At 68.9% G+C, this 22,428-nt stretch carries 21 protein-coding genes; 10 read left to right on the forward strand and 11 right to left on the reverse strand.

Going from position 1 to position 22,428, the window contains the following annotated elements; translation table 11 throughout:
* Window positions 1–4: 4 nt before the first annotated feature.
* Window positions 5–388: a hypothetical protein gene (locus LOS78_RS16670; protein ID WP_230377538.1), complete on the reverse strand. Its 384-nt coding sequence runs from the start codon at window positions 386–388 to the stop codon at window positions 5–7.
* A 237-nt stretch (window positions 389–625) separates the two neighbouring features.
* On the opposite strand from LOS78_RS16670, the gene LOS78_RS16675 reads away from it, so the two are divergent.
* Both LOS78_RS16675 and LOS78_RS16680 read left to right on the forward strand, forming a co-directional pair.
* Window positions 626–973: an STAS domain-containing protein gene (locus LOS78_RS16675; protein ID WP_028713519.1), complete on the forward strand. Its 348-nt coding sequence runs from the start codon at window positions 626–628 to the stop codon at window positions 971–973.
* A complete protein-coding gene (locus LOS78_RS16680; protein WP_230377539.1) occupies window positions 970–1,539 on the forward strand; it encodes an ATP-binding protein in 570 nt (189 codons plus the stop codon). Before LOS78_RS16675 ends, LOS78_RS16680 begins: the two co-directional genes overlap by 4 nt.
* A gap of 6 nt (window positions 1,540–1,545) precedes the next feature.
* Here LOS78_RS16680 and hspQ read toward each other — a convergent pair whose 3' ends face one another.
* The 5 genes from hspQ to LOS78_RS16705 all read right to left on the reverse strand — a co-directional run bounded on the left by hspQ (window position 1,546) and on the right by LOS78_RS16705 (window position 7,935).
* Complete coding sequence (gene hspQ / locus LOS78_RS16685; RefSeq protein WP_028713521.1) at window positions 1,546–1,878, reverse strand: heat shock protein HspQ; 333 nt, start codon at window positions 1,876–1,878, stop codon at window positions 1,546–1,548.
* A 632-nt stretch (window positions 1,879–2,510) separates the two neighbouring features.
* Window positions 2,511–4,139 (reverse strand): Na/Pi cotransporter family protein, encoded by a 1,629-nt coding sequence (locus LOS78_RS16690; protein WP_230377540.1) that lies wholly within the window; start codon window positions 4,137–4,139, stop codon window positions 2,511–2,513.
* Between the two features lie 80 nt (window positions 4,140–4,219).
* Window positions 4,220–5,026, reverse strand: a complete 807-nt coding sequence (locus tag LOS78_RS16695; protein WP_230377541.1) for a metallophosphoesterase — start codon at window positions 5,024–5,026, stop codon at window positions 4,220–4,222.
* A gap of 52 nt (window positions 5,027–5,078) precedes the next feature.
* On the reverse strand, window positions 5,079–6,668 hold the full coding sequence (gene serA / locus LOS78_RS16700) for a phosphoglycerate dehydrogenase (protein ID WP_028713523.1): 1,590 nt from the start codon (window positions 6,666–6,668) through the stop codon (window positions 5,079–5,081).
* A 112-nt stretch (window positions 6,669–6,780) separates the two neighbouring features.
* The gene (locus LOS78_RS16705) at window positions 6,781–7,935 is read right to left on the reverse strand and encodes a phosphoserine transaminase (RefSeq protein WP_230377542.1); all 1,155 of its coding nucleotides are present in this window, start codon (window positions 7,933–7,935) and stop codon (window positions 6,781–6,783) included.
* 192 nt (window positions 7,936–8,127) lie between these two features.
* On the opposite strand from LOS78_RS16705, the gene serB reads away from it, so the two are divergent.
* From serB to LOS78_RS16720, 3 genes are all read left to right on the forward strand, one after another.
* The gene (gene serB, locus LOS78_RS16710; RefSeq protein ID WP_028713525.1) at window positions 8,128–9,003 is read left to right on the forward strand and encodes a phosphoserine phosphatase SerB; all 876 of its coding nucleotides are present in this window, start codon (window positions 8,128–8,130) and stop codon (window positions 9,001–9,003) included.
* A gap of 94 nt (window positions 9,004–9,097) precedes the next feature.
* Window positions 9,098–9,790 carry a phosphatidylcholine/phosphatidylserine synthase gene (locus LOS78_RS16715; RefSeq protein WP_230377543.1) on the forward strand — a complete coding sequence of 231 codons (693 nt, stop codon included), beginning with the start codon at window positions 9,098–9,100 and terminating at the stop codon, window positions 9,788–9,790.
* A 53-nt stretch (window positions 9,791–9,843) separates the two neighbouring features.
* Entirely contained in the window at window positions 9,844–11,313 is a 1,470-nt protein-coding gene (locus LOS78_RS16720) for an ABC transporter substrate-binding protein (protein ID WP_230377544.1), read from the forward strand.
* A gap of 60 nt (window positions 11,314–11,373) precedes the next feature.
* Here LOS78_RS16720 and LOS78_RS16725 read toward each other — a convergent pair whose 3' ends face one another.
* The 3 genes from LOS78_RS16725 to LOS78_RS16735 all read right to left on the reverse strand — a co-directional run bounded on the left by LOS78_RS16725 (window position 11,374) and on the right by LOS78_RS16735 (window position 13,778).
* On the reverse strand, window positions 11,374–12,285 hold the full coding sequence (locus tag LOS78_RS16725; protein WP_028717090.1) for a lytic transglycosylase domain-containing protein: 912 nt from the start codon (window positions 12,283–12,285) through the stop codon (window positions 11,374–11,376).
* A gap of 69 nt (window positions 12,286–12,354) precedes the next feature.
* Complete coding sequence (locus LOS78_RS16730) at window positions 12,355–12,909, reverse strand: hypothetical protein (protein ID WP_028713529.1); 555 nt, start codon at window positions 12,907–12,909, stop codon at window positions 12,355–12,357.
* Between the two features lie 122 nt (window positions 12,910–13,031).
* Window positions 13,032–13,778, reverse strand: coding sequence for a L,D-transpeptidase (locus LOS78_RS16735; protein WP_028713530.1), 747 nt, complete (start codon window positions 13,776–13,778; stop codon window positions 13,032–13,034).
* A gap of 332 nt (window positions 13,779–14,110) precedes the next feature.
* Here LOS78_RS16735 and LOS78_RS16740 point away from each other — a divergent pair, with 332 nt between their 5' ends.
* Window positions 14,111–14,371 carry a GlsB/YeaQ/YmgE family stress response membrane protein gene (locus LOS78_RS16740; RefSeq protein WP_028713531.1) on the forward strand — a complete coding sequence of 87 codons (261 nt, stop codon included), beginning with the start codon at window positions 14,111–14,113 and terminating at the stop codon, window positions 14,369–14,371.
* A 56-nt stretch (window positions 14,372–14,427) separates the two neighbouring features.
* Here the strand turns inward: LOS78_RS16740 and LOS78_RS16745 are convergent, their stop codons facing one another.
* Window positions 14,428–15,729: a D-amino acid dehydrogenase gene (locus LOS78_RS16745; RefSeq protein WP_230377545.1), complete on the reverse strand. Its 1,302-nt coding sequence runs from the start codon at window positions 15,727–15,729 to the stop codon at window positions 14,428–14,430.
* 250 nt (window positions 15,730–15,979) lie between these two features.
* On the opposite strand from LOS78_RS16745, the gene LOS78_RS16750 reads away from it, so the two are divergent.
* Genes LOS78_RS16750 through LOS78_RS16765 form a run of 4 tightly spaced genes read left to right on the forward strand, consistent with a single transcriptional unit; the run spans window position 15,980 to window position 21,026 of the window.
* Window positions 15,980–17,614 (forward strand): MFS transporter, encoded by a 1,635-nt coding sequence (locus LOS78_RS16750; protein ID WP_028713533.1) that lies wholly within the window; start codon window positions 15,980–15,982, stop codon window positions 17,612–17,614.
* A gap of 45 nt (window positions 17,615–17,659) precedes the next feature.
* The gene (locus LOS78_RS16755) at window positions 17,660–18,598 is read left to right on the forward strand and encodes an ABC transporter permease (RefSeq protein ID WP_230377546.1); all 939 of its coding nucleotides are present in this window, start codon (window positions 17,660–17,662) and stop codon (window positions 18,596–18,598) included.
* Window positions 18,595–19,404: an ABC transporter permease gene (locus LOS78_RS16760; RefSeq protein WP_230377547.1), complete on the forward strand. Its 810-nt coding sequence runs from the start codon at window positions 18,595–18,597 to the stop codon at window positions 19,402–19,404. The genes LOS78_RS16755 and LOS78_RS16760 overlap by 4 nt, the downstream gene beginning before the upstream one ends.
* Window positions 19,401–21,026: an ABC transporter ATP-binding protein gene (locus LOS78_RS16765; protein ID WP_230377548.1), complete on the forward strand. Its 1,626-nt coding sequence runs from the start codon at window positions 19,401–19,403 to the stop codon at window positions 21,024–21,026. Before LOS78_RS16760 ends, LOS78_RS16765 begins: the two co-directional genes overlap by 4 nt.
* 429 nt (window positions 21,027–21,455) lie before the next feature.
* Here LOS78_RS16765 and LOS78_RS16770 read toward each other — a convergent pair whose 3' ends face one another.
* A complete protein-coding gene (locus tag LOS78_RS16770; protein WP_028713537.1) occupies window positions 21,456–22,412 on the reverse strand; it encodes an L-malyl-CoA/beta-methylmalyl-CoA lyase in 957 nt (318 codons plus the stop codon).
* Window positions 22,413–22,428 lie beyond the last annotated feature (16 nt).

Genomic DNA, 22,428 nt, shown 5'->3' on the forward strand with positions numbered 1-22,428 from the left:
AGAATCAGTTGCGGAAGGGGTGCGGCAGCGCCGTTTCCAGCAGCGACCGGGCCAGCGCGCGGATCGAGCTGTCGGGGATCGAGGCGCGGTCCGTCACCGACAGCTCGACCTCTTCGCCCTCGTGCCGGCCGGCGCCGTCCTCGACCGTCAGCCTTGCCCGCAGAAGACCGGGGCGCGGGCTTTGCGCGTCCAGGACCAGGCGCAGCGAAGCCCCGGCCGCAGAGATCCGGTGCCCGGACTGGCGCAGCGCCTGGTCGAGCGCCGCGCAAAGCCGCGCCGCCTCGGCATCCTCCCCCGCAGGACAGGTCAGCGCCACCGGCCCGGCCAGGGGGGCGCCGGTCATGGCGCAGGCCGCAAGCAAGGCCGCGGGCAGCAGGGCAAGGCGCATGGGGTCATTCTTCATCCGGAAGCCGTCGGCAATCCCCCGACCCTAGCCCGCGCCGCAAAGCGCATCAACGTGCTCCGAGGCGGGCTTTCGGCCGTCTGGCGGGAATGCGGCGGAAATTTCCTGAAAATCCCGCGCACTTTCGCCGCCGGGCGGGCGGAAATCCGCGCGATGCTTACCGCCCGGTAAGGATTGCGTCCTAGAAAGGGGGCAGAACAGATGGGAATACCGGAAACGAACATGCAACTGACATTGCTGCCCCAGCCGGACGGGCTGACGATCCGCGTCGATGAACGCCGCCTCGACGCCGCCATTGCCACCGCATTCAAGGACCGCGTGCGCAGCATGATCTCGGTCGGCGGGCCGCAGGTGACGCTGGATCTGGGCGGGGTCGAATTCATGGACAGCTCCGGCCTGGGCGCGGTCATCGCGATCTTCAAGGCCATGCCCGCGGGACGGCAGCTGACGCTGACCGGGCTGACGCCCAGCGTCGAGCGGGTGTTTCGCCTGACCAGGATGGACACGGTGCTGACCATCCGCAAGGCTTCCGACATGCCCGCCGCCCGAGAGGAGAGACCCGAAAGATGAGCGCCTTGCCGGACCGGGCCGAAAAGCGGCTGCGCCAGCCCCCGCCGGGGCGGCGGCCCATGTTCCACCGCATCTTCCGCGCCGATCCCGCCACCGTGCGCGCCGCGCTGCTGTTCCTGCGCGAGCGGTTCGACGGCACCGCCGGGGAGGAGGTGATCGCCAAGCTCGAACTCGCGCTGGCCGAGGTGCTGAACAACATCTGCGAACACGGCACCCGCAACGAGGCGATGCGCCTTGGCGGCCGACCCCATGCGCCGCTGATCCATCTTTGCGTGGCGCGCCATGTCGGCGGGATCGCCTGCGCGGTGACCGATGACGGCCGGCCGCTGCCGCCCTCTTGCCTCGATCCGCGCGGCCTGCCCTATAGCGGCCCCGGGCCCCGCGACGCCGAGGCCGTCGTGATGCTGCCCGAAGGCGGGTTCGGCTGGTTCCTGATCCAGGAACTGACCGCCTCGCTCAGCTATTTCCGCGAGGGGCGGCGGAACTTCCTGGCCTTCATCGTCCCGGTGACCGAGCCGCTGCTGCCCGGCAAGCCGAATCCGGCCCCGGCGACGCCTGAGGCCTGAAGCCGTTCAGTTCAGCCCGATCTGCAGGGGATAATGGCCGTCCTGGAATTCGCCGAACATCTCCATCACCTCGGGATGTTCCAGCGGCTCGCCCGAATGGTCCGGCACCAGGTTCTGTTCCGAGACATAGGCGACGTAAAAGGTCGCCTCGGTTTCGGCATAGAGGTGATAGAAGGGCTGGTTGCGGGCCGGGCGCGATTCCTCGGGGATGGATTCGTACCATTCCTCGGTATTGGCGAATTCCGGGTCCACGTCGAAGACCACACCGCGGAACGGATGTTCGCGATGGCGGACCACCTGGCCCAGATTGTATTTCGCGGTCTTGGACGGAATCCGCATCTCACCGTTCCTGTTTGGCGCGGCTCATACAACTCCCGGGCGCCGCTGTCCACCGTCCGGGCGCAGACCGGCGGGACTGTGCGGGTTGCGTGCCGCAGATTCCGCCGCCCGTCCGGCATCCGCGACGCGCATGGCGGCAGGTGGGTGCCCGGAAAAGATCATCGCCATGCAGCTGACGGGCGGGGATGGTCGCGGCGCCGGCTGGAGAGCCGGCTCTTGGGGATTGCCGCACCTTGGCGAAGAAGGCGAGCTGCCCGCGCCACCGGGAAGCGGTTGTCCGGCCGCCCGGGCTGCCGGCTCTTGCGGATCGCCGGCCAAGCGCACGCGGGCGGAATAGGCAAGCGGCGAAGGCCACGGTCGGCCAGTGGCACGCGCGGCCCCGTCCTATCCACGGCCACGCGCCTGCTCGACGGTCGGGCGAAAGCTTCGCCAAGGCCGACCGCCGCTTGTCTGCCGGGAAAGCGCGACAGGACCGGACCGCATTCCGCGTCCCTTGCATGCACCCGCGCCCGATCCCGCCTGCCGACTCATCTCTGAGGGCTCGGCCCAGCCTTCCCGCATTCCGCGAAAAGGAACCGACCAGCGCCCAGACCACAGCGCGGCTCCTGTCCGAACCCGAGCAAGACGACGGCCTAGCCGGTCTTCAGCCGGCTTTCGATCAGCAGGTCGGCCTCGTCCAGGATCGGATGCGCGACCGAGACGATATGCGCGTTCACCCGCTTCAGGTCGCGCAGGATGTCCAGATGCAGCGAAGAGGTCTGCTGGCTGTCGGGCCGCCCCTCGCGCAGCCGCATCAGATGGCGCTGCGAGGACAGGCGTTCCAGGCGCCGGATCTCGACCTTCTCCTCCATCAGCTGGCGCGCCAGTTCGCGGTCGCGGGTCATGAAGACGGTCTGGGCGATGCGCAGGTTCTCGATGGTCATCAGGAACAGCCCGTCGAGTTCGCGATAGCCCTCTTCCGAAAAGCGCAGCGACAGCGCCGCCTTCTTGCGGATCTCGGGGCCGAGGCCCTTGTCGATGATGTCGCCAACATGTTCCAGGTTGATGACATAATCCAGGATGGTGATGGCCTGGCGCCGCTCGGCCTCGCCGGCCTCGCGACCGAGGCGGGAGAGGAAGCTCTTGACCTCCTGCTGCATGCGGTCCACGCGCTGCTCCAGCACCTCGACCTCGGCCAGCGGCGCGTCATCGCCGCGGGCGAAGGCGGTGCGGGCCTGCTGCAGCATCCGCTCGACCACGTCGCCGATGGCCAGCGCGGCGCGGCTGGCGCGGGCCAAGGCGACAGCGGGCGTGTCCAGTGCCGTGCCGTCCAGCAGCTGCGCCTCGATCGGCGGGGGCTGCTCCTCCTCGCGCAGGATCGCGGCGGTCAAACGGGTGACCAGGCCCGAAAAGGGCCAGATCGCCGCCGCCAGCAACAGGTTGAAGGCCAGATGAGCCTCGACCGCCAGCCCGGTCTCGGGCAGCGGCACGGCGGTCAGCAGCTGCGCCGCCCGCCCGGCCAGCGGCAGCACCAGCAGGCAGCCGACGCCGCGCACGATCAGGTTGCCCAAGGCGACGCGGCGGGCGGCGATCCCCTGCCCGGCGGTGGCCAGGACCGGCGGAATCGCCCCGCCCAGATTGGCGCCCAGCACCAGCACCACGGTCAGCGCCGGGTCCATGCCCAGCGACAGCACCAGCATCACCACCGCCAGCGAGGACGAGCACAGCACCGCCAGCCCGGCCGCGAAGGCCAGCGCCACCGGCCAGGCATTGCCCAGCATGGCCAGGAAGGCCGCCATGGCCGCGGAATCCCGCAGCGGCTCGGTCGCCTGGCCCAGCAGGGCCAGCGACAGCAGCATCAGCGCAATGCCGATCAGCGCCACCCCGCCCCCCGACCAGCCGCGGCGGTCCTGCCGGCGCAGCACATAGCCGACCAGCAACAGCACCGGCACCAGCGCCTCGATCCCCGAGGCGACGATCCAGGCGGTCAGGGCCGTGCCCAGATTGGCGCCCAGCAGCGCGATCTGCGCCATGCGGGGCCGGATCATGCCGCGATCCACGAAAGAGGCGGTCATCAGCGCCGTCGCGGTCGAGCTTTGCAGCCCCAGCGTCGCCACCAGACCCGAAACGAAGGCCCGCGGCCCGGTGCGCGTGCCGCGCCCCAGCACCATCTTGAGCCTGACCCCGAAGGCGCGCACCATCCCGTCGCGCACCAGCGCCAGCCCGAAGAGCAGCAGCGCCACGGCACCGGCCAGCTGGAACATGACGGACAAGGACTGCACGGCGCTTCACCTCCTGGCGCCGGGCCGGAACGGCGGACGGCGCATGCCTTCCCCCGATATTGGCCCCTCGCCCGCAAGGGTCAATGGATGGCGGGGATTTGAGGCATTTCCCGCCGAGGCCCTTGCGCCCCTGCCACATCGGCAGGCGGCCGGCGCGGCTCCGGGGGCAGGATCGGCGCGCGCCCGGCCTCGGTCAGCAGATGCGGCCCGGTCTCGTCCAGGACGACGACGCTCAGCGGCCCGCCATATGCGGCGCCGGTATCGATGGCCAGGCGGTTGCCGAAATGCGTCACCCGCTCGACCGGGCTGTGGCCATGCACCACCAGCACCCCGTGATCGCCGGCATCGTCCAGAAAGCCCTTGCGGATCCAGACCAGGTCATGCTCGGTCTGCCGGGCCAGATCGACCCCGGGCCGGATGCCGGCATGCACGAACAGCGCCTGCGGCGCCAGATGCCACAGCGGCAGCGCGTCCAGCCAGCGCAGATGCGCCTCGGGCACCGCGCGCAGCACTTCGGCGCGGGTGCGGGCATGGTCGCGGATCTCGACGCCGTAAGAGGCCAGCGTCTCGGCCGCGCCCAGCGAGCCATGGTCCAGCCAGTGCCGCCCCGAGGCCAGACCGGGATCGATCCAGTCCGGCTGCAACACGAGCCGCGGCAGGAAACGGTCGTGATTGCCCTTCAGCACGATCCAGGGCCGGCCCTCGGCCTGGCCGCGCATCAGGTAATCGACCACGCCGCGCGAATCCGGGCCGCGGTCCAGCAGATCGCCGACATGGACCAGCGTGCCGCCGCCGCCCCGCGCCGCATCGTCGCGCGCGATCAGCTCATGCGCCGCCGTGAGCAGGTCCAGATGGCCGTGAATGTCGCCGATGGCATAGGTCCGCATGCCGCCCCCGCAAATGAAGACCCCCGGAGCCTAGTCCGGGGGTCCGCAAGGTTCAAACCTCGAATTGCAGCGGCCGCACCTGCAGGAACTTGCCGGTGGCGCGCAGGGCCTCCAGCGCCTCGGGCTTCAGCGGCTCGTCAAGATAGAGGATGGCGATGGCATCGTCGCCGGTCTTGGTGCGGCCCAGGGTGAAATTGGCGATGTTCACGCCCAGATCGCCCAAGGTCATGCCCAGCGCGCCGATGACGCCCGGCACGTCCCTGTTGCGGGTATAGAGCATATGCGCGCCGATCTCGGCATCGACATTGATGCCGCGGATCTGGATGAAGCGCGGCTTGCCGTCGCTGAACACCGTGCCCGCGATGGACCGCTCGCGCGTGTCGGTGACCACGGTGGCCTTGATATAGCCGTCGAAGACCCCCGACTTGCCCTGCGTCGTGGTCGCCACCTGCACGCCCCGCTCGGCGGCCATGACCGGGGCCGAGACCATGTTCACGTCCGGGTTGGTTGCCTGCATCACGCCCGCGATCACCGCGGCGTTCAGCGCCTTGAGGTTCATCTCGGAGGCGACGCCGTCGTAAAGCACGTTGATCGCCTGGATCGGCTCGTCGGTCATCTGGCCGATGAAGGCGCCCAGATGCCCGGCCAGCTTCAGCCAGGGCCCCATCACCGCCGCTTCCTCGGCCGTGACCGAGGGCATGTTCAGCGCGTTCTGCACCGCGCCGGTCAGCAGATAGTCCGACATCTGCTCGGCGACCTGCAGGGCCACGTTCTCCTGCGCCTCGGTGGTCGAGGCGCCCAGATGCGGCGTCACCACCACATTCGGCAGGCCGAACAGCGGGCTTTCGGTCGCCGGCTCGGTGGCGAAGACGTCCAGCGCCGCCCCGGCGACATGGCCCGATTTCAGCAGCTCGGCCAAGGCCTCCTCGTCGATCAGCCCGCCGCGCGCCGCATTGACGATGCGCACGCCCTTCCTGGTCTTGGCCAGGTTCTCGCGCGACAGGATGTTGCGGGTCTTCTCGGTCAGCGGCACATGCAGGGTGATGAAATCGGCCTTGGCCAGCAACTCGTCCAGCTCGACCTTCTTCACCCCCAGCTCCTTGGCCCGATCCTCGGACAGGAAGGGGTCATAGGCCAGCACCTTCATCTTCAGCCCCAGCGCCCGGTCGATGACGATGGAACCGATATTCCCCGCCCCGATGACGCCCAGCACCTTGTTGAAGACCTCGACGCCCATGAAGCGGTTCTTCTCCCACTTGCCCTCATGGGTCGAGACGCTGGCCTCGGGCAATTGCCGCGCCACGGCGAACATCAGCGCGATGGCATGTTCGGCGGTCGTCACCGAGTTGCCGAAAGGCGTGTTCATCACGATGACGCCCTTCTTCGAGGCGGCCGGAATGTCGACATTGTCCACCCCGATCCCGGCGCGGCCGATCACCTTCAGATTGGTCGCGGCCTCCAGCAGCTTCGCCGTCACCTTGGTGGCCGAGCGGATGGCCAGCCCGTCATACTGGCCGATGATCTCCGCGAGCTTTTCCTTGTCCTTGCCGACATCCGGCAAATAATCCACCTCGACGCCGCGGTCGCGAAAGATCTGGACGGCGGTTTCCGAAAGCTTGTCCGAAACAAGAACCTTGGGCATTTCTCTATCCTCTGGATATGCGGGGGCCGGCGGCGGGCGACATGGCCCATCCGGCTTTCACCGTTTCACAAATACTCCGGGGGGTGCGGGGGGCAGCGCCCCCCGTTCACCGTCAGGCGACTTCCGCCTGCGCCTCGATCTCGGCCTCGAAGGCATATTCGATCCAGGGCATCAGCGCCGCGACATCGGCGGTCTCGACGGTCGAGCCGCACCAGATCCGCAGGCCGGGGGGCGCATCGCGATAGGCGCCGGCATCCAGCGCCACGCCTTCCTTCTCCAGCCGCTTGGCGACGGCCTTGGCGAAGGCGGCGCCGTCCTTGATGCGCGCATCGGTGAATTTCAGGCAGACCGAGGTGGTCGAGGCTGTTGCCGGATCCTCGGCCAGGTCGGCGATCCAGTCGCGGGTGGCGATGAAGTCGCGCACCGCCTTGGCATTGGCCTCGGCCCGGGCGACCAGCGCCTTGCGGCCGCCGATGGATTGCGCCCATTTCAGCGCCACCAGGTAATCCTCGACGCAAAGCATCGAGGGCGTGTTGATGGTCTCGCCCTTGAAGATGCCCTCGATCAGCTTGCCGCCCTTGGTCATGCGGAAGATCTTCGGCAGCGGCCAGGCGGGAGTGTAACCCTCCAGCCGCTCGACGGCGCGCGGCGACAGGATCAGCACGCCATGCGCACCCTCGCCGCCCAGCACCTTCTGCCAGCTGAACGTCACCACATCCAGCTTGTCGAAGGGCAGATCCATCGCGAAGGCGGCCGAGGTGGCGTCGCAGATGGTCAGCCCGGCACGGTCGGCCGGAATGGCGTCGCCGTTCGGAACCCGCACGCCCGAGGTGGTGCCGTTCCAGGTGAAGACCACGTCATTGTCGAAATCGACCTGGGCGAAATCCACGATCTTGCCGTAATCGGCCTTGCGGACCGTGGCGTCCAGCTTCAGCTGCTTCACCACGTCGGTGACCCAGCCCTCGCCGAAGCTCTCCCAGGCCAGCATCTCGACCTTGCGCGCGCCCAGAAGCGACCACAGCGCCATCTCGACGGCACCGGTATCCGAGGCGGGAACGATGCCGATGCGGTAATCCGCCGGCACGCCCAGCACCTCGCGGGTCAGGTCGATGGCCTCGGCCAGCTTGGCCTTGCCCACGGCGGCGCGATGCGAACGGCCCAGCGGCGCGTCGGCAAGCATGTCCAGCGAGAAATTGGGGATCTTGGCGCAGGGGCCCGAGGAAAAGCGCGGATTGGCCGGCCGCGCGGCCGGAGCAGTCTTGCCCATGATGTTAGCCTTCCAGCTATAAGCGCCGCGTTGGGGCGGCGTGTCCCGCTGACCGCCTTAGCGCCGGCGAGGGATTCCCGCAAGAAAAATTTGCAAGCGACGTTTGCGACAGATTCGCGGCATGAATCCGACCGATTGATCCGCGGCACCGCTTTGGCTAGTGCTGCCGCAAACAACCGCCAAGGGGCCTTCATGTTCACCGTCACCATCCTCGCCGCGCCCGGCCGCGCGGACCTGTCCGCCGCGCTGGTCGAGGAACTCCGCGGCGCCTGGAACGGTGGCCGACCGCTCTGGCTGGCCCCGGGCATCGCCGCCGAATTTCCCCTCGCCGCCGAGCCGCAGGATTTCTGGCAGGTCTGGGACAGGCTGCAGGCCGAGGGGTTCGACCTCGCGATCCAGCCGACCGCGGGCCGGCGCAAGGCGGTGCTGCTCGCCGACATGGATTCGACCATGATCCAGCAGGAATGCATCGACGAGCTCGCGGATGTCGCCGGCGTGGGCGAGCGCGTCGCCGCCATCACCGCCCGCGCCATGAACGGAGAGCTGAACTTCCACGAGGCGCTGCTGGCCCGCGTCGGCCTGCTGGCCGGCCTGCCCGAAACCGCGATCGGACAGGTGCTGGACAGCCGCATCACGCTGGCCCCCGGCGGCCGGCAGCTGGTCGCCACGATGCGGGCGCAGGGCGCCTATGCGGCGCTGGTCTCGGGCGGCTTCACCGATTTCACCGGCCCGGTCGCCGCGGCGCTCGGCTTCGACGAGCACCGCGCCAACACGCTGCTGGCCGAGGAGGGCGTGCTGACCGGCCATGTCGCCCTGCCGATCCTGGGCCGCGAGGCCAAGGTCGAGGCGCTGACCGACATCGCCGCCAGGCGCGGCCTCTCGCCCGCCGACGTGCTGGCGGTGGGCGACGGCGCCAACGACCTGGGCATGCTGCAGCTGGCCGGCATGGGCGTCGCGCTGCATGCGAAACCCGTGGTCGCGGCGCAGGTCAGCCTGCGAATCAACCACGGCGACCTGACCGCCCTGCTCTATCTGCAAGGCTACGCGGCCGAGGAATTCGCAGAATAGCCATGCGGGCATCCCCGCATCACCCCGCGGCAAAGCGCAGCGTGCAACCCGGCGTGAACTTGCGGTCATGACCGTTCGGTGACAGAAGCAGGGGATGACTCCGCGCCTCAAAGCCCTTGCCGTGCATCTGCTGACCGCGACCGGAGCGGTGCTGTCCATGCTTGCCCTGCTGGCCGCCGCCCGGGCGGAATGGTCGCAGATGTTCTTCTGGCTGGTCGTCGCCCTGATCGTGGACGGCATCGACGGGCCGCTGGCGCGGCGCTATCACGTCAAGACCAACTGGCCGACCTATGACGGCGTGTTGATGGACCTGATCATCGACTACCTGACCTATGTCTTCATTCCCGCCTATGCGCTGTTCATGTCGGGGCTGCTGCCGGGCTGGACCGGCTGGATCGCCATCATCGCCATCACCTATGGCAGCGTGATCTATTTCGCCGACACCCGCATGAAGACCCGCGACAATTCCTTTGCCGGCTTCCCCGCCTGCTGGAACATGGTGGTGCTGGTGCTGTTCGCGATCAAGCCGGATTTCTGGCTGACGCTCGCCATCGTGGTGACGCTGGCGATCACCATGTTCACCAATGTGAAATTCATCCACCCGATGCGGACCGAACGCTGGCGGTCGGTCTCGCTGCCGGTGACCGTGGCCTGGGTCGGCTTTTCGGTCTGGGCGGTGCTGGTCGATTTCCATCCCGAAAGCTTTGCCCGCTGGGGACTTCTGCTCAGCTCGCTCTGGCTGATCTTCGCGGGCCTCGCCCAGCAACTGACCGAGAGACGGGGTTGATCGCCGGGCGTTTTGCCGGGAATGTGCCCCTGGGATAAGCCAGGGGGACAGGGATGTTCGCGAAATTCATGCAGGCGGCCGCCGCGGCGGCCATGCTGGCAGCGCCGGCGCTGGCGGCGCCGGATTCGATCACGCTGGCCATGGTTCTCGAACCGCCGAACCTGGACCCGACCGGGGGCGCCGCCGCCGCCATCGACGAGGTGGTCTATGCCAATGTCTTCGAGGGGCTGACCCGCGTCGCGCCCGACGGCAGCGTGCAGCCCGGCCTGGCCGAAAGCTGGGAAAGCGCGGACGGCAAGACCTATGTCTTCCACCTGCGGCCCGGCGTGACCTTCCACGACGGCAGCGCCTTCGACGCGCAGGACGTGGTCTTCTCGCTCGACCGGGCCCGGGCGCCCGACAGCACCAACGCCCAGAAGGCGCTGTTCGAGGGCATCGAGACGGTCGAGGCGCTGGACCCGCTGACCGTCCGCGTCACGCTGAAGGCCCCGGACGGCGGCTTCCCCTTCAAGATGGCCTGGGGCGATGCGGTGATGGTCGACCAGGCCAGCATCGCCGATATCGCCACCAGGCCCGTCGGCACCGGCCCCTTCAGGTTCGGCGCATGGCGGCAGGGCGACCATATCCGGCTCGACGCCTTCGACGGCTACTGGGGCGAGAGGCCGGCGCTGAAAACCGCCACCTTCCGCTTCATCGGCGATCCCAGCGCCGCCTTCGCGGCGATGATGGCGGGCGACATCGACGCCTTCCCGATCTATCCCGCCCCGGAGACCCTGGCCCAGCTGCAGGCCGATCCGCGCTTCAAGGTGCTGGTCGGCACCACCGAGGGCGAGACGATCCTGGCCATGAACCACAAGCACCCGGCGCTGGCCGGGGTGAAGGTGCGCGCGGCCATCGCCCATGCCATCGACCGCCAGGAAATCATCGACGGCGCGATGTTCGGCTACGGCACGCCCATCGGCACGCATTTCGCGCCGCATCATCCCGATTACGTCGATCTGACCGCGAAATCGCAATACGATCCGGACCTGTCGAAAAAGCTGCTGGCCGAGGCGGGGGCCGAGAACCTGACCCTGCGCCTCGCCCTGCCGCCGACGCCCTATGCCCGCCGCGGCGGCGAGATCGTCGCCGCCAAGCTGCGCGCCGTGGGTATCCAGACGCAGATCACCAACATGGAATGGGCGCAGTGGCTGGAGCAGGTGTTCAAGAGCGCCGATTACGACCTGAGCATCATCAGCCATGTCGAGCCGATGGACATCGATATCTACGGCCGCGAGGATTACTATTTCAACTACCGGAACCCCGCCTTCGACGAGGTCATGGCGAAGCTCGACGCCACCACCGACCCGGCCGAACGCTCGGCGCTGCTGAAACGGGCGCAGGAGATCCTGGCCGACGACCACGCCAACGCCTTCCTGTTCCAGATGGCGAAGACCGGCGTCGCCAAGGCGGAGATCGAGGGGCTCTGGGAAAACACCCCCATGCCGGCCAACGACCTGACCAAGGTGCATTGGAAGGAATAGGGGGCACCCCCTTTCACCGTTTCCCAAATACTCAGGAAACGCCGCCGCCTGCGCGGCGCTTCAGTTCCTCAGCACCAGGCAGCGCCCGCCCAGGCTGCGCAGCCGGTTGCAGAAGGCATGGGCCTCGGTCTTCGAGGAATAGCCGATCTGCGCGGTATAAAGCTTGCGCGGCCCGCCCGAGATCTTGCGGTGCACATAGCTGACCCGCTTGCCGCCCAGGATCGGCCGCAATTGCCGGTTCAGCCGCGAGACCTGCTGGCTGACCCCGGACTGGCTGGGATGGGTGGCAACGATCACGCCCCAGGGCCAAGGATGTTCGGGGGTCTGGAACTCGCGCAGCTTGCGCTTGCCGGCCAGCTCGATGCAGGCCTCGCGGAAGGGCCGCTCCTTGTCCAGCCGCACGTCCAGCCGCGCCGGAGGCGTGTCGCGCCAGATCCAGGCCGTCTGGCCGGTGATCGCCTGCACATAATCCTGCGTCTCCCAGGGCAGGCTGCCGCCCTGCGCGACGAAGCGCGCGGCCCGGTTCTCGCCGCCGTTATAGGCGACGGCGGCAAGGCCGACATTGCCGAAGCTCGCGGTCAGCGTGGCCAGATAGCGCGCCGAGGCCTCGATGGCCTTGGCCGGGTTGAAGGGATCGTCCAGCCCGACCATCTCGGCCGTGCCGGGCATGAATTGCGCGATGCCCATGGCGCCGACCGGGCTGATCGCGCCCGGCTCGAACAGGCTTTCCTTCCACAGGAGCCGGGCGAAGAAATGCGGGTCGAGCCCGTTCCTGCCCGCCGCCCGCTCGATGGCGGTGCAGACATCCGGCACATAGCTCGCCAGCGAGATGCACTGGAGCCCGTCCTCGGTGCAGCGCAGCTTCTCGGAGGGGCGCGGCGCGCGCAGGCCCAGCAGCGCGTCCACCGCCTCATAGGCGGGCGCGGCGGTTGCAGCCAGAACAGCGACAAGGGCCAGGACCAGACGGCGCATGCAAGACTCGGATGGATCGGGCAGGCTTCAGATAGCAGGCCGGGCGCGGCTTGGGAACCGCGCCCGCGTTCAATCGGCTTTCCTGCCCTTGCCGGGCTTGGCCTTGCCGGCCGGCTTTTCCGTCCCGGCGGCGGGGCCGCCGGCCGCCCTGGCCGCCCGGCGCTCGGCCTTGGCGGCCTCTTTCTCGGCCGCCTTCGCCGCCTGTTTCGCGGCCTTGCGCTCGGCCTTCTCGGCTTCCTTCACGCGCTTCTTCTCGGCCTTCTCGGCCTCCTTGATGCGCTTCCTCTCGGCCTTGTCGGGCTTGGGCAGGACGGGACGGGCGGGCTTCGCCGCCTCGGCGGGGGCCGGTGCGGGCGGCGGCGCGGCGGGTGCGGCAGCGGCCGGCTCCGGCGATTCGCCCTGTTCCTTGCGGCGGCGCTTTTCGGCGGCGGCCCGGCGCATGGCCTGGGCCAGGGTCTTGCGCACCGCCTCGTCCTGCTCGCTTTCCTTCATCGCGCGCAGGTCGCGCTGCAGCGCCGTCAGCGCCGCCAGATCCAGCAGGCGAAGCGCCGCGGTCTGGGTCTGCTCGGCAAGCGCGTCCAGATCGCGCGAGGGGGTGGGGGTCTGATCGGCGGACTTGGCCATGGAGGCTTCTCCTTTCGGGCGCATTGCGCGCGGAATCTGCCATGCCGCGGCGGCGCTGGCCAGAGAAAGAACGCCCCGGCCTGCGGGACCGGGGCGCAAGACGGCGGAAATCCGGGCGCGAATTACTGCGCCGGGCCGGCCTCGGCGGTCTGCATCTCATGCGCCGGGGCAAGATAGCCGTTCGGCAGCTCGACCAGCGGCCCCTCCAGCGCCAGGCTTTCGGCGCGGGTGCGGACCTTGACCGCGGTGCCGCTGGGGATCTCGTCGAACAGGTCCATGATGTCCTGGTTGAACAGGCGGATGCAGCCGGCCGAGGTCGCCTTGCCGATCGAGGACGGGTCCATGGTGCCGTGGATGCGATACATGGTGTCGCGCCCGCCCTTGTAGAGATAGAGCGCGCGCGAGCCCAGCGGGTTGTCCACCCCGCCGCGCAGGCCGCCCTTCAGCGGGCCGTAAAGCTCGGGCTGGGTGCGGACCATGTTCGCCGTCGGCGTCCAGCTGGGCCAGGCATGCTTGCGGCCGATGGTGGCGGTGCCCTGGAAGTTCTTGCCGGCCTGGCCGACCGCCACGCCGAAGCGCATCGCCTCGCCGTTGCCCAGCACATGGTAGAGGAAGCGGGCATAGGGGTCGACCACGATGGTGCCCGGCGCCTCGGGACCGTTATAGGCGACGCGCTGGCGGCGGTTGCGCTCGGTCAGATAGGCGGGGCGGACGGCGTGGATCTCGATCGGCTCGCCATTCGGACCGGAATCGGTCCGGGCGCCGTAGACGCCCTGATCGGCGGCGGGCGGCTGGGCCGGGGTCTGGGGCGTGGGCGCGCAGGCGGCAAGGCCAAGGCCCATCGCCAGCATGAGCGGTGCAAGGCGCATCGGTGTTTCCCTTCGTAACGTGCCGCGCCCAGGGAGACGCGGCCGTGGCAGCAGTGACATTGCGTCAGATCACAGGCACCGTCCGAGCAGAGGACGGGCACGGTTTCTGCCCTTTTATCAGCCTTCCCGGGCCTCCGCCGTCAAGGCCGCGCCCTGCAGACCGGCGCAATCGTTACCAAACTGTTGCCGAATCGCGCGGTTTTCCGTGTCCGCGTGGCCGCAACCGGATCCGGACGCCCCCTCGGGGGCCGCGCCGGGGAACCCGGCCGCGCCGGAAATCGTTACCCCGCCAGACCGGTATTCGGGCCGGAAGCTTGAAAAGGAAGCGTTTCATGACCCTGACTGCCCTGCTCATCACCCTTATCATCGGCGCGATCGCCGGCTGGCTGGCCGGGCTGATCGTCAAAGGCCACGGCCAGGGACTGCTGATGAATATCGTCGTCGGCATCCTGGGCGCCGTCATCGCCGGCTGGCTGTTCCCCATGCTCGGGCTCGGCATGGGCGCATCGGCCCCGATCCTCGGCACGATCATCTTCGCCACCATCGGCGCGGTGATCCTGCTGGTGGTGCTGCGCCTGATCAAGCAGGCCTGATCGGAAACGAAAAGGGGGCCGCAAGCGGCCCCCTTTTGCATGGCCCGGCCGCCGGGTCAGGCGCGGGCGGGCTGCAGCGCCGGGCGCCCGGCCGTCTTCGCGCCGCGCAGGTAACGGCCATAGCCCAGGTCCTCGGCGGCGATATCCGGCCTGCGGCCCGAGATCAGGTCGGCGATCAGCCGCCCCGAGCCCGCCGACATGGTCCAGCCCAGCGTGCCGTGCCCGGTGTTCAGGTAAAGGTTCGGGATCGGCGTCGCGCCGACGATGGGCGTGCCGTCCGGGGTCATCGGGCGCAGCCCGGTCCAGAACAGCGCCTTGTCCGCATCGCCCGCCCCGCCGAACAGCTCGCCCACCGATTTCGCCAACGTTTCCTTGCGCCGCGGGTTCAGGCTCAGGTCGTAGCCGGCGATCTCGGCCAGCCCGCCGACGCGGATGCGGTCGCCCAGGCGGGTGATCGCGACCTTGTAGGTCTCGTCCATCACCGTCGAAACCGGCGCGCGGCTTTCGTCCTGGATGTCGATGGTCAGCGAATAGCCCTTGAGCGGATAGACCGGCAGCTTCAGCCCCAGATGCCGCACCATGCGCGGCGAATAGGAACCCATGGCCAGCACATAGCGGTCGGCGGTTAGCCGGCCCTTGTCGGTGCGCACCGCGCTGATGCGGCCGCCCTCGGCCTCCAGCGCCTCGATGCTGACGCCCCAGCGGAAGGTCACGCCGGCCGCCGCCGCCATCTCGGCCAGGCGGTTGGTAAAGAGGAAGCAATCGCCGGTCTCGTCGCCCGGCAGGCGCAGCCCGCCGACGATCCGCTCGGCCGAACCGGCCAGCCCCGGCTCGGCGGCGACGCAGCCGTCGCGGTCCAGAACCTCGAAGGGCACGCCATCGGCCCGCAGCACCTCGATGTCCTTGCCGGCGGCGTCCAGCTGCTGCTGCTTGCGGAACACCTGCAAGGTGCCCTGCGTGCGCTCGTCATAGCGGATGCCGGTTTCGGCGCGCAGCTCGCCCAGGCAGTCGCGGCTGTATTCGGCCAGACGGACCATGCGGCTCTTGTTGACGGCATAGGCCGAGGAGGTGCAGTTCGCCAGCATCCGCGCCATCCAGGAGACGCGCTGCCAGTCCAGCCGGGGCTGGACCACCAGCGGCGCATGGCGCTGGAACATCCATTTCAGCGCCTTCAGCGGCACGCCCGGCGCCGCCCAGGGCGAGGAATAGCCGGGCGAGATCTCGCCGGCATTGGCGAAGCTGGTTTCCAGCGCCGGGCCGTCCTGCCGGTCGATCACCGTGACCTCATGCCCGGCCTTGGCCAGATACCAGGCCGAGGTGACACCCAGCACGCCCGCTCCAAGAATAATGACCTTCATCGTCGCGCACCCCCCAAATCCAAGTTGAGGGCAAGAATAGCAGCCCCTGCGGAAATGAATTCCCGATTCCGCCGCTGGATTGCGGTTCCTCGTCAAATTTATCCGAATATATCGACAATATGTCGAATTTTCTTCGATCATCTCTGCCATTCGCGAAAGATCAGGCAGGCGCGGCAAGAATCGGCCTGCCCGATTGCAGCCCGGCGGGGCTGTGCCTAAGCTTGGCGCAATGTCCCAGGTTTCCCGGATCATGCCAGCCCCTGCCCGCAAGAGCCCCTTCGCCCCGTTCCGCCATCGCGATTTCCGCCTGCTCTGGTCGGCGACGCTGATCTCGAATTTCGGCGGGCTGGTGCAGGCGGTCGGCGCGGCCTGGATGATGACGCAGCTGACCGATTCGGCGACGCTGATCGCGCTGGTGCAGGCCTCGAACACCTTGCCGATCATGCTTTTCGCGCTGCTGTCCGGGGCGCTGGCCGACATCCTCGACCGCCGCACCCTGCTGCTGGGGGCGCAGATGTTCATGGCGCTGGTCTCGGTCCTGCTGGCGGTGCTGACCTGGCAGGGCTGGATGACGCCCCTGCTGCTCTTGTCGCTGACCTTCCTGATCGGGGTCGGGCAGGCGATCTACAACCCGCCCTGGCAGGCCAGCATGCAGGACCTGGTGCCGCGCGACGACCTGCCGGCGGCGGTGTCGCTGAACTCGGTCGGCTTCAACCTGATGCGCTCGGTCGGCCCGGCGGTGGGCGGCATCATCACCGCCGCCTTCGGTGCGGCCGCGGCCTTCGCGGTCAATGCGGTCAGCTACATCCCGCTGCTCGGCGCACTGATGCGCTGGCATCCGGTGACGCCGCCGCGCGTCACCACGCCCGAGCCCTTCGTCGCCGCCGTGGGCGCCGGGCTGCGCTATGTGGCGCTGTCGCCGAACCTGATGCGGGTGCTGACGCGCGGGGCGCTGTTCGGCTTTTCGGCCATCGTCGTCATGGCGCTGCTGCCGCTGGTGGCCAAGCAGAACCCCTCGGGCGGCTCGCTGCTCTTCGGCCTGCTCCTGGGCTGCTTCGGCCTGGGCGCGATCTGCGGCGCGCTGATCAACCCGCATGTGCGCGAGCGGCTGGACAACGAGAACGTGGTCCGCGTCGCCTTCGCCGCCTTCGGCGCCTCGGCCCTGCTGCTGGCGCTGACCGAAAGCACCTGGCTGCACGCGCTGGCCATGCTCCCGGCGGGGGCAAGCTGGGTGCTGGCGCTGTCGCTGTTCAACGTCACCGTGCAGCTTTCGACGCCGCGCTGGGTGGTAGCGCGGGCGCTGGCGCTCTACCAGACCTCGGTCTTCGGCGGCATGGCGGCGGGCAGCTGGGCCTGGGGCTCGGTCGCCAACAATTACGACCTGGAGACGGCGCTGATCGCCGCCTCGGTGCCGCTGTTCCTAGGCGCGGTGCTGGGGCACTGGCTGCGCATCCCGGAATTCGGCACGCTGGACCTGGACCCGGTGAACCGCTTCCGCGAGCCCGAGCTGGCGCTGGACCTGCGCGGCCGCTCGGGCCCGATCATGGTGATGGTGGATTACGAGATCGACCAGCTGGACGTGCCGGAATTCCTGCGGCTGATGGCCTTGCGCCGCAACATCCGCCGCCGCGACGGGGCGCGCAACTGGGCGCTGCTACGCGATCTGGAACATCCCGAACGCTGGACCGAAAGCTATCACATCGCCACCTGGGACGAATATGTCCGCCACAACCTGCGCCGCACCAAGGCCGATTTCGAGACCTATCAGGACATCAACAAGCTGCACCGCGGCAAGGAGCCGCCGGTCGTCCACCGCATGATCGAACGCCACACCGTCAGCCTGGACGACGACGTGCCGCTGGTCGGCAAGCTCGAGGTGCCCTGACCGCAAAGGCTTTACCGGCACGGAAAGCCGCACTAGCGTTTCCCCATGCTGCGCTATGTGATCCGCCGCCTGATCTCGCTTGGCCTGAGCCTGCTCGTGGCCTCGGCGCTGATCTTTTCGGTGGTCGAGCTGGTGCCGGGCGACCCGGCCGCCTTCATGCTGGGCACCGGCGCCCAGCCCGAGACGGTGGCGGCGCTGCGCCAGCAGATGGGCCTGGACCTGCCCTTGCCGCTGCGCTACCTGCACTGGCTGGGCGGCGTGCTGACCGGCGATCTGGGCCACAGCTTCACCTACAAGACGCCGGTGGCCGGGATGATCCTCGACCGCACGCAGGTCTCGCTGCCGCTGGCGCTGATGGCGCTGGCGCTGGCGGCGCTGATCGCGCTGCCCATCGGCATGTTCGCCGCCGCGCGCCGCGGCAGGGCGGGCGACACGGTGGTGATGGGGGCGACGCAGATCGGCATCGCGCTGCCGAATTTCTGGTTCGCCATGCTGCTGGTGCTGGTCTTCGCGGTGAACCTGCGGCTGCTGCCGGCCGGCGGCTTTCCGGGCTGGGACCATCCCGGCGCGGCGCTGAAATCCCTGATCCTGCCGGCTTTCGCGCTGGCCCTGCCGCAGGCGGCGATCCTGGCGCGCGTGCTGCGCTCGGCCCTGGTCGAGACGCTGGGACAGGACTACATCCGCACCGCCCGCGCCAAGGGGCTGAGCGCCGGGCAGGCATTGTCGCGCCATGCGCTGCGCAATGCGCTGATCCCGGTGCTGACCATCCTGGGGATGCAGTTTTCCTTCCTGCTGGCCGGGGCGATCATCATCGAGAACGTCTTCTACCTGCCGGGCCTCGGCCGGCTGATCTTTCAGGCCATCACCCAGCGCGACCTGATCGTGGTGCAAAGCGCGGTGCTGGTGCTGGTCGCGGCGGTGATCCTGGTCACCTTCCTTGTCGACCTGTCCTATGCGCTGGTCGACCCGAGGCTGCGCAGATGAGGGCCTCGCTGATCCTCGGCACCCTGCTTTCCGGGCTGGCGCTGGTCGCGGCGCTGGCCTCGTTCCTGTGGACGCCGGCGGACGTCACCCAGCTTGCCATCGCGCAGAAGCTGCTGCCACCCTCGGGCCAGCATTGGCTGGGCACCGACCATTTCGGCCGCGACATGCTGTCGATGATCATGGTCGGCGCGCGCACCTCGATCGCGGTGGCGCTGGTCGCGGTGGGCATCGGCATGGGTTTCGGCGTGCCGCTGGGTCTGCTCGCCGCGGCGCGCGGCGGCTGGATCGACGAGATCGTGATGCGCGGCAACGACCTGGTCTTCGCCTTCCCCAGCCTGGTCATCGCCATCCTCATCACCGCGGCGCTGGGGCCTTCGGCGCTCAACGCGATCATCGCCATCGGCATCTTCAACATCCCGGTCTTTGCCCGCGTCACCCGGGGCGCGGCGCTGCCGATCTGGACCTTGGACTATATCCGCGCCGCGCAGGTCGCCGGCAAGGGCGCGTCACGCATCAGCGTCCAGCACATCCTGCCGAACATCGCCAACCTGCTGATCGTGCAGGGCACCATCCAGTTCAGCCTCGGCATCCTGGCCGAGGCGGGCCTTTCCTATGTCGGCCTTGGCGCGCAGCCGCCCACGCCCAGCTGGGGCCGGATGCTGGCCGAGGCGCAGACCATGGTGGCGCTGGCCCCGCATGTCGCCATCATCCCCGGCCTGGCCATCGTCGTCACCGTGCTGGGCCTCAACCTGCTGGGCGACGGCTTGCGCGACGCGCTGGACCCCAGATTGCGCAGGTCGCCATGATCGAACTCGCCAATCTCTCGGTCGAGATCGGCGCGCATGAGATCCTGCGCGACCTCGGCCTGCAATTGCCGCCCGGCCGGATCACCGGGCTGGTCGGCGAAAGCGGCTCGGGCAAGTCCATGGCGGCGCTGGCGATCATGGGCCTTCTGCCCGAGGGCATGCGGGCCGAGGGCCGGGTGGATCTGGACGGCCTGAACCTGCTGGAACTGCCCGAGCGGGAGCTGTGCCGCATCCGCGGCAAACGCATCGGCATGATCTTTCAGGAGCCGATGACGGCGTTGAACCCGCTGATGACCATCGGCGACCAGGTGGCCGAGGTGCTGCGCATCCATCAGCGCCTGGACCGCAAGGCGGCGCTGGAACGCGCCCGCGACCGGCTGGACCGCGTCGGCCTGACCGCGCCGCGCTTTCCGCTGACGCTTTACCCGCACCAGCTTTCGGGCGGCCAGCGCCAGCGCGTCGCCATCGCGCTGGCCATCGCGCTGCGCCCCGAGCTGCTGATCGCCGACGAGCCGACAACCGCGCTGGACGTGACCACGCAGGCCCGCATCCTCGACCTGCTGCGCGGGCTGGTGCGGGACGAGGGGATGGCGCTGCTGCTCATCACCCACGACCTTGCGGTGGTCTCGGGCATCGCCGACCGCGTGGCGGTCATGCAGCAGGGCCGCATCGTCGAGGAGGGGCCGACCGAGACGGTGTTCCGCCAGCAAAGCCACCCCTATACCCGGGCGCTGTTCGCCGCCTCGACCCATCAGCCGCGGCTGGTGCTGCCCGCCACGAAACCCCGGCCGCTGCTGCAGGTCGAGGAGGCGGTGCGCGAATACCCCCTGCCCCGCCGCGGCCTGACCGCGCCGCGCGGCAGCCTGCGGGCGGTGGACGGGGTCAGCTTTCGCATCGAGGCCGGGGAATCGGTCGGGCTGGTCGGCGAATCCGGCTGCGGGAAATCGACGCTGACCCGGGCGATCCTGGGCCTCGATCCGCTGCAGGGCGGCCGCATCCTGCTGGACGGGCAGGAAATCCGCGCCGGCCGTGCCATGCCGGCCGATCTGCGCGCCAGGATGCAGGTGGTGTTCCAGGACCCGTTCGGCAGCTTCGATCCGCGCTGGCGGGTCGAGCGGCTGGTGGCCGAACCCTTCCACCTGACCGGCCTGCCCCGCGACTGGCGCGAGCAGGTGGCCGAGGCGCTGTTCGAGGTCGGCATCACCGGCGCCGACGCCTTGCGCCGGCGCATCCACGAATTTTCCGGCGGCCAGCGCCAGCGCATCGCCATCGCCCGGGCGCTGATCATCAAGCCGCGGCTGATCGTGCTGGACGAGGCGGTCAGCGCCCTGGACGTGCGGGTGCGGGCGCAGGTGCTGGACCTGCTGGCGCGGCTGCGGGTCAGCCATGGCCTGTCCTACCTGTTCATCAGCCACGACTTGGCGGTGGTGCGCCAGATCACCGACCGGGTGCTGATCATGGAGAAAGGCCGCATCGTCGAAAGCGGCCCGACCCACGCGGTGATGCAGGCGCCGCAGCACGCCTATACCCAAAGCCTGCTGGCCGCGACGCCGAGGATCCCGCCAGAATGGCAGGCTCACGAACAGGTCAGCGGGGTTGCACTTCCCTCGCCCGAACCATAGGTGCTGCGGGCTTGTTGAACGCAGACCCGAAGATGACACGCACAGATCACGGCCAGGGCCCGGCCATGGGCCGAAAATCCCGCCCGCCAGCGGCAAGACCCGGCCCGGGCGGCTTGGGCGGCGGCCCCTTGCCGGCGATGCCCGAATCGCCGATTCCCGACTGGGCGCCGCGCAACCGCACGCCCGATCCGCGGACCGAAGGCCCCGCACACCCGGACACCTGCGGCGCCGAAAATCGCGATCCGGGGAAAAGCCAAAGCCACGCCCGACGGCAGGACTTGCAACTTGCTGAATTTCCATGACCTTCATGGCAGCGGTCCGGCAGGCCCGGCCGTAACGACAACAGGCCCCGCGCAGCCGCAGGGCCTGTTGCTCCTCCCCTGTCATGGCGGCCAGCCTCCCCGCGTAGCCGCCCAGGTATCCTTCTGATCAGGCGTTGATCAATTCCGCCTGACGCACGATCACTTGTGCCTGACGGATGGACGCTATGTCAACCAGTCTACCTTTGTATACGGTCGCGCCGGCGCCGGTCCGTTTGGCCTCTTCCATCGCCGCCAGGATCTCGCGCGCCTCTGTCACCGCCTTTTCGCTGGGCGAGAACACCTCGTTCGCCAGCGCCACCTGCTTGGGATGGATCGCCCATTTGCCCACCATGCCCAGCGTGGCCGAGCGGCGGGCCTGCGCCCGGAAACCCTCGTCGTCGCTGAAATCGCCGAAGGGGCCGTCGACCGGCAGCACGCCATGGGTGCGGCAGGCGGCGACGATGGCGGTCTGCGCCCAATGCCAGGGGTCCGACCAGTATTTCGCGCCCTCATGCAGCATGTAGTAGTTTTCCTGGGTGCCGCCGATGCCGGTGGTGGCCATGCCCATGCTGGCGGCGAAATCCGCCGCGCCCAGGCTCATCGCCTGCAGCCGCGGGCTCGCGGCGGCGATCTCCTCGACATGGGCGATGCCGGCGGCGGATTCGATGATCACCTCCAGCCCGATGCGCTTCTGCCGGCCCTTGGCGGCCTCGATGGCGGTCACCAGCGCGTCCACGGCATAGATGTCGGCGGCATTGCCGACCTTGGGAATCATGATCAGGTCCAGCCGCTCGCCAGCCTGCTCCAGCAGGTCCACCACGTCGCGATACCACCAGGGCGTGTCCAGCCCGTTGATGCGGACCGACAGCGTCTTGGTTCCCCAGTCGATGTCGCCGATGGCCTGGATGATGTTGCGCCGCGCCTGCTCCTTGTCGTCCGGCGCCACCGAATCCTCCAGATCCAGGTTGATGACATCGGCGGCCGAGCCGGCCATCTTGGCAAACAGCGCCTCGCGCGAGCCGGGTCCGAAAAGCTGGCAGCGGTTCAGGCGGGCGGGCGGGGCGGGTTGCGTGCGGAAGGACATGGCGTGCCTTTCGGGT

Source organism: Paracoccus sp. MA, assembly GCF_020990385.1.
Taxonomy (GTDB): domain Bacteria; phylum Pseudomonadota; class Alphaproteobacteria; order Rhodobacterales; family Rhodobacteraceae; genus Paracoccus.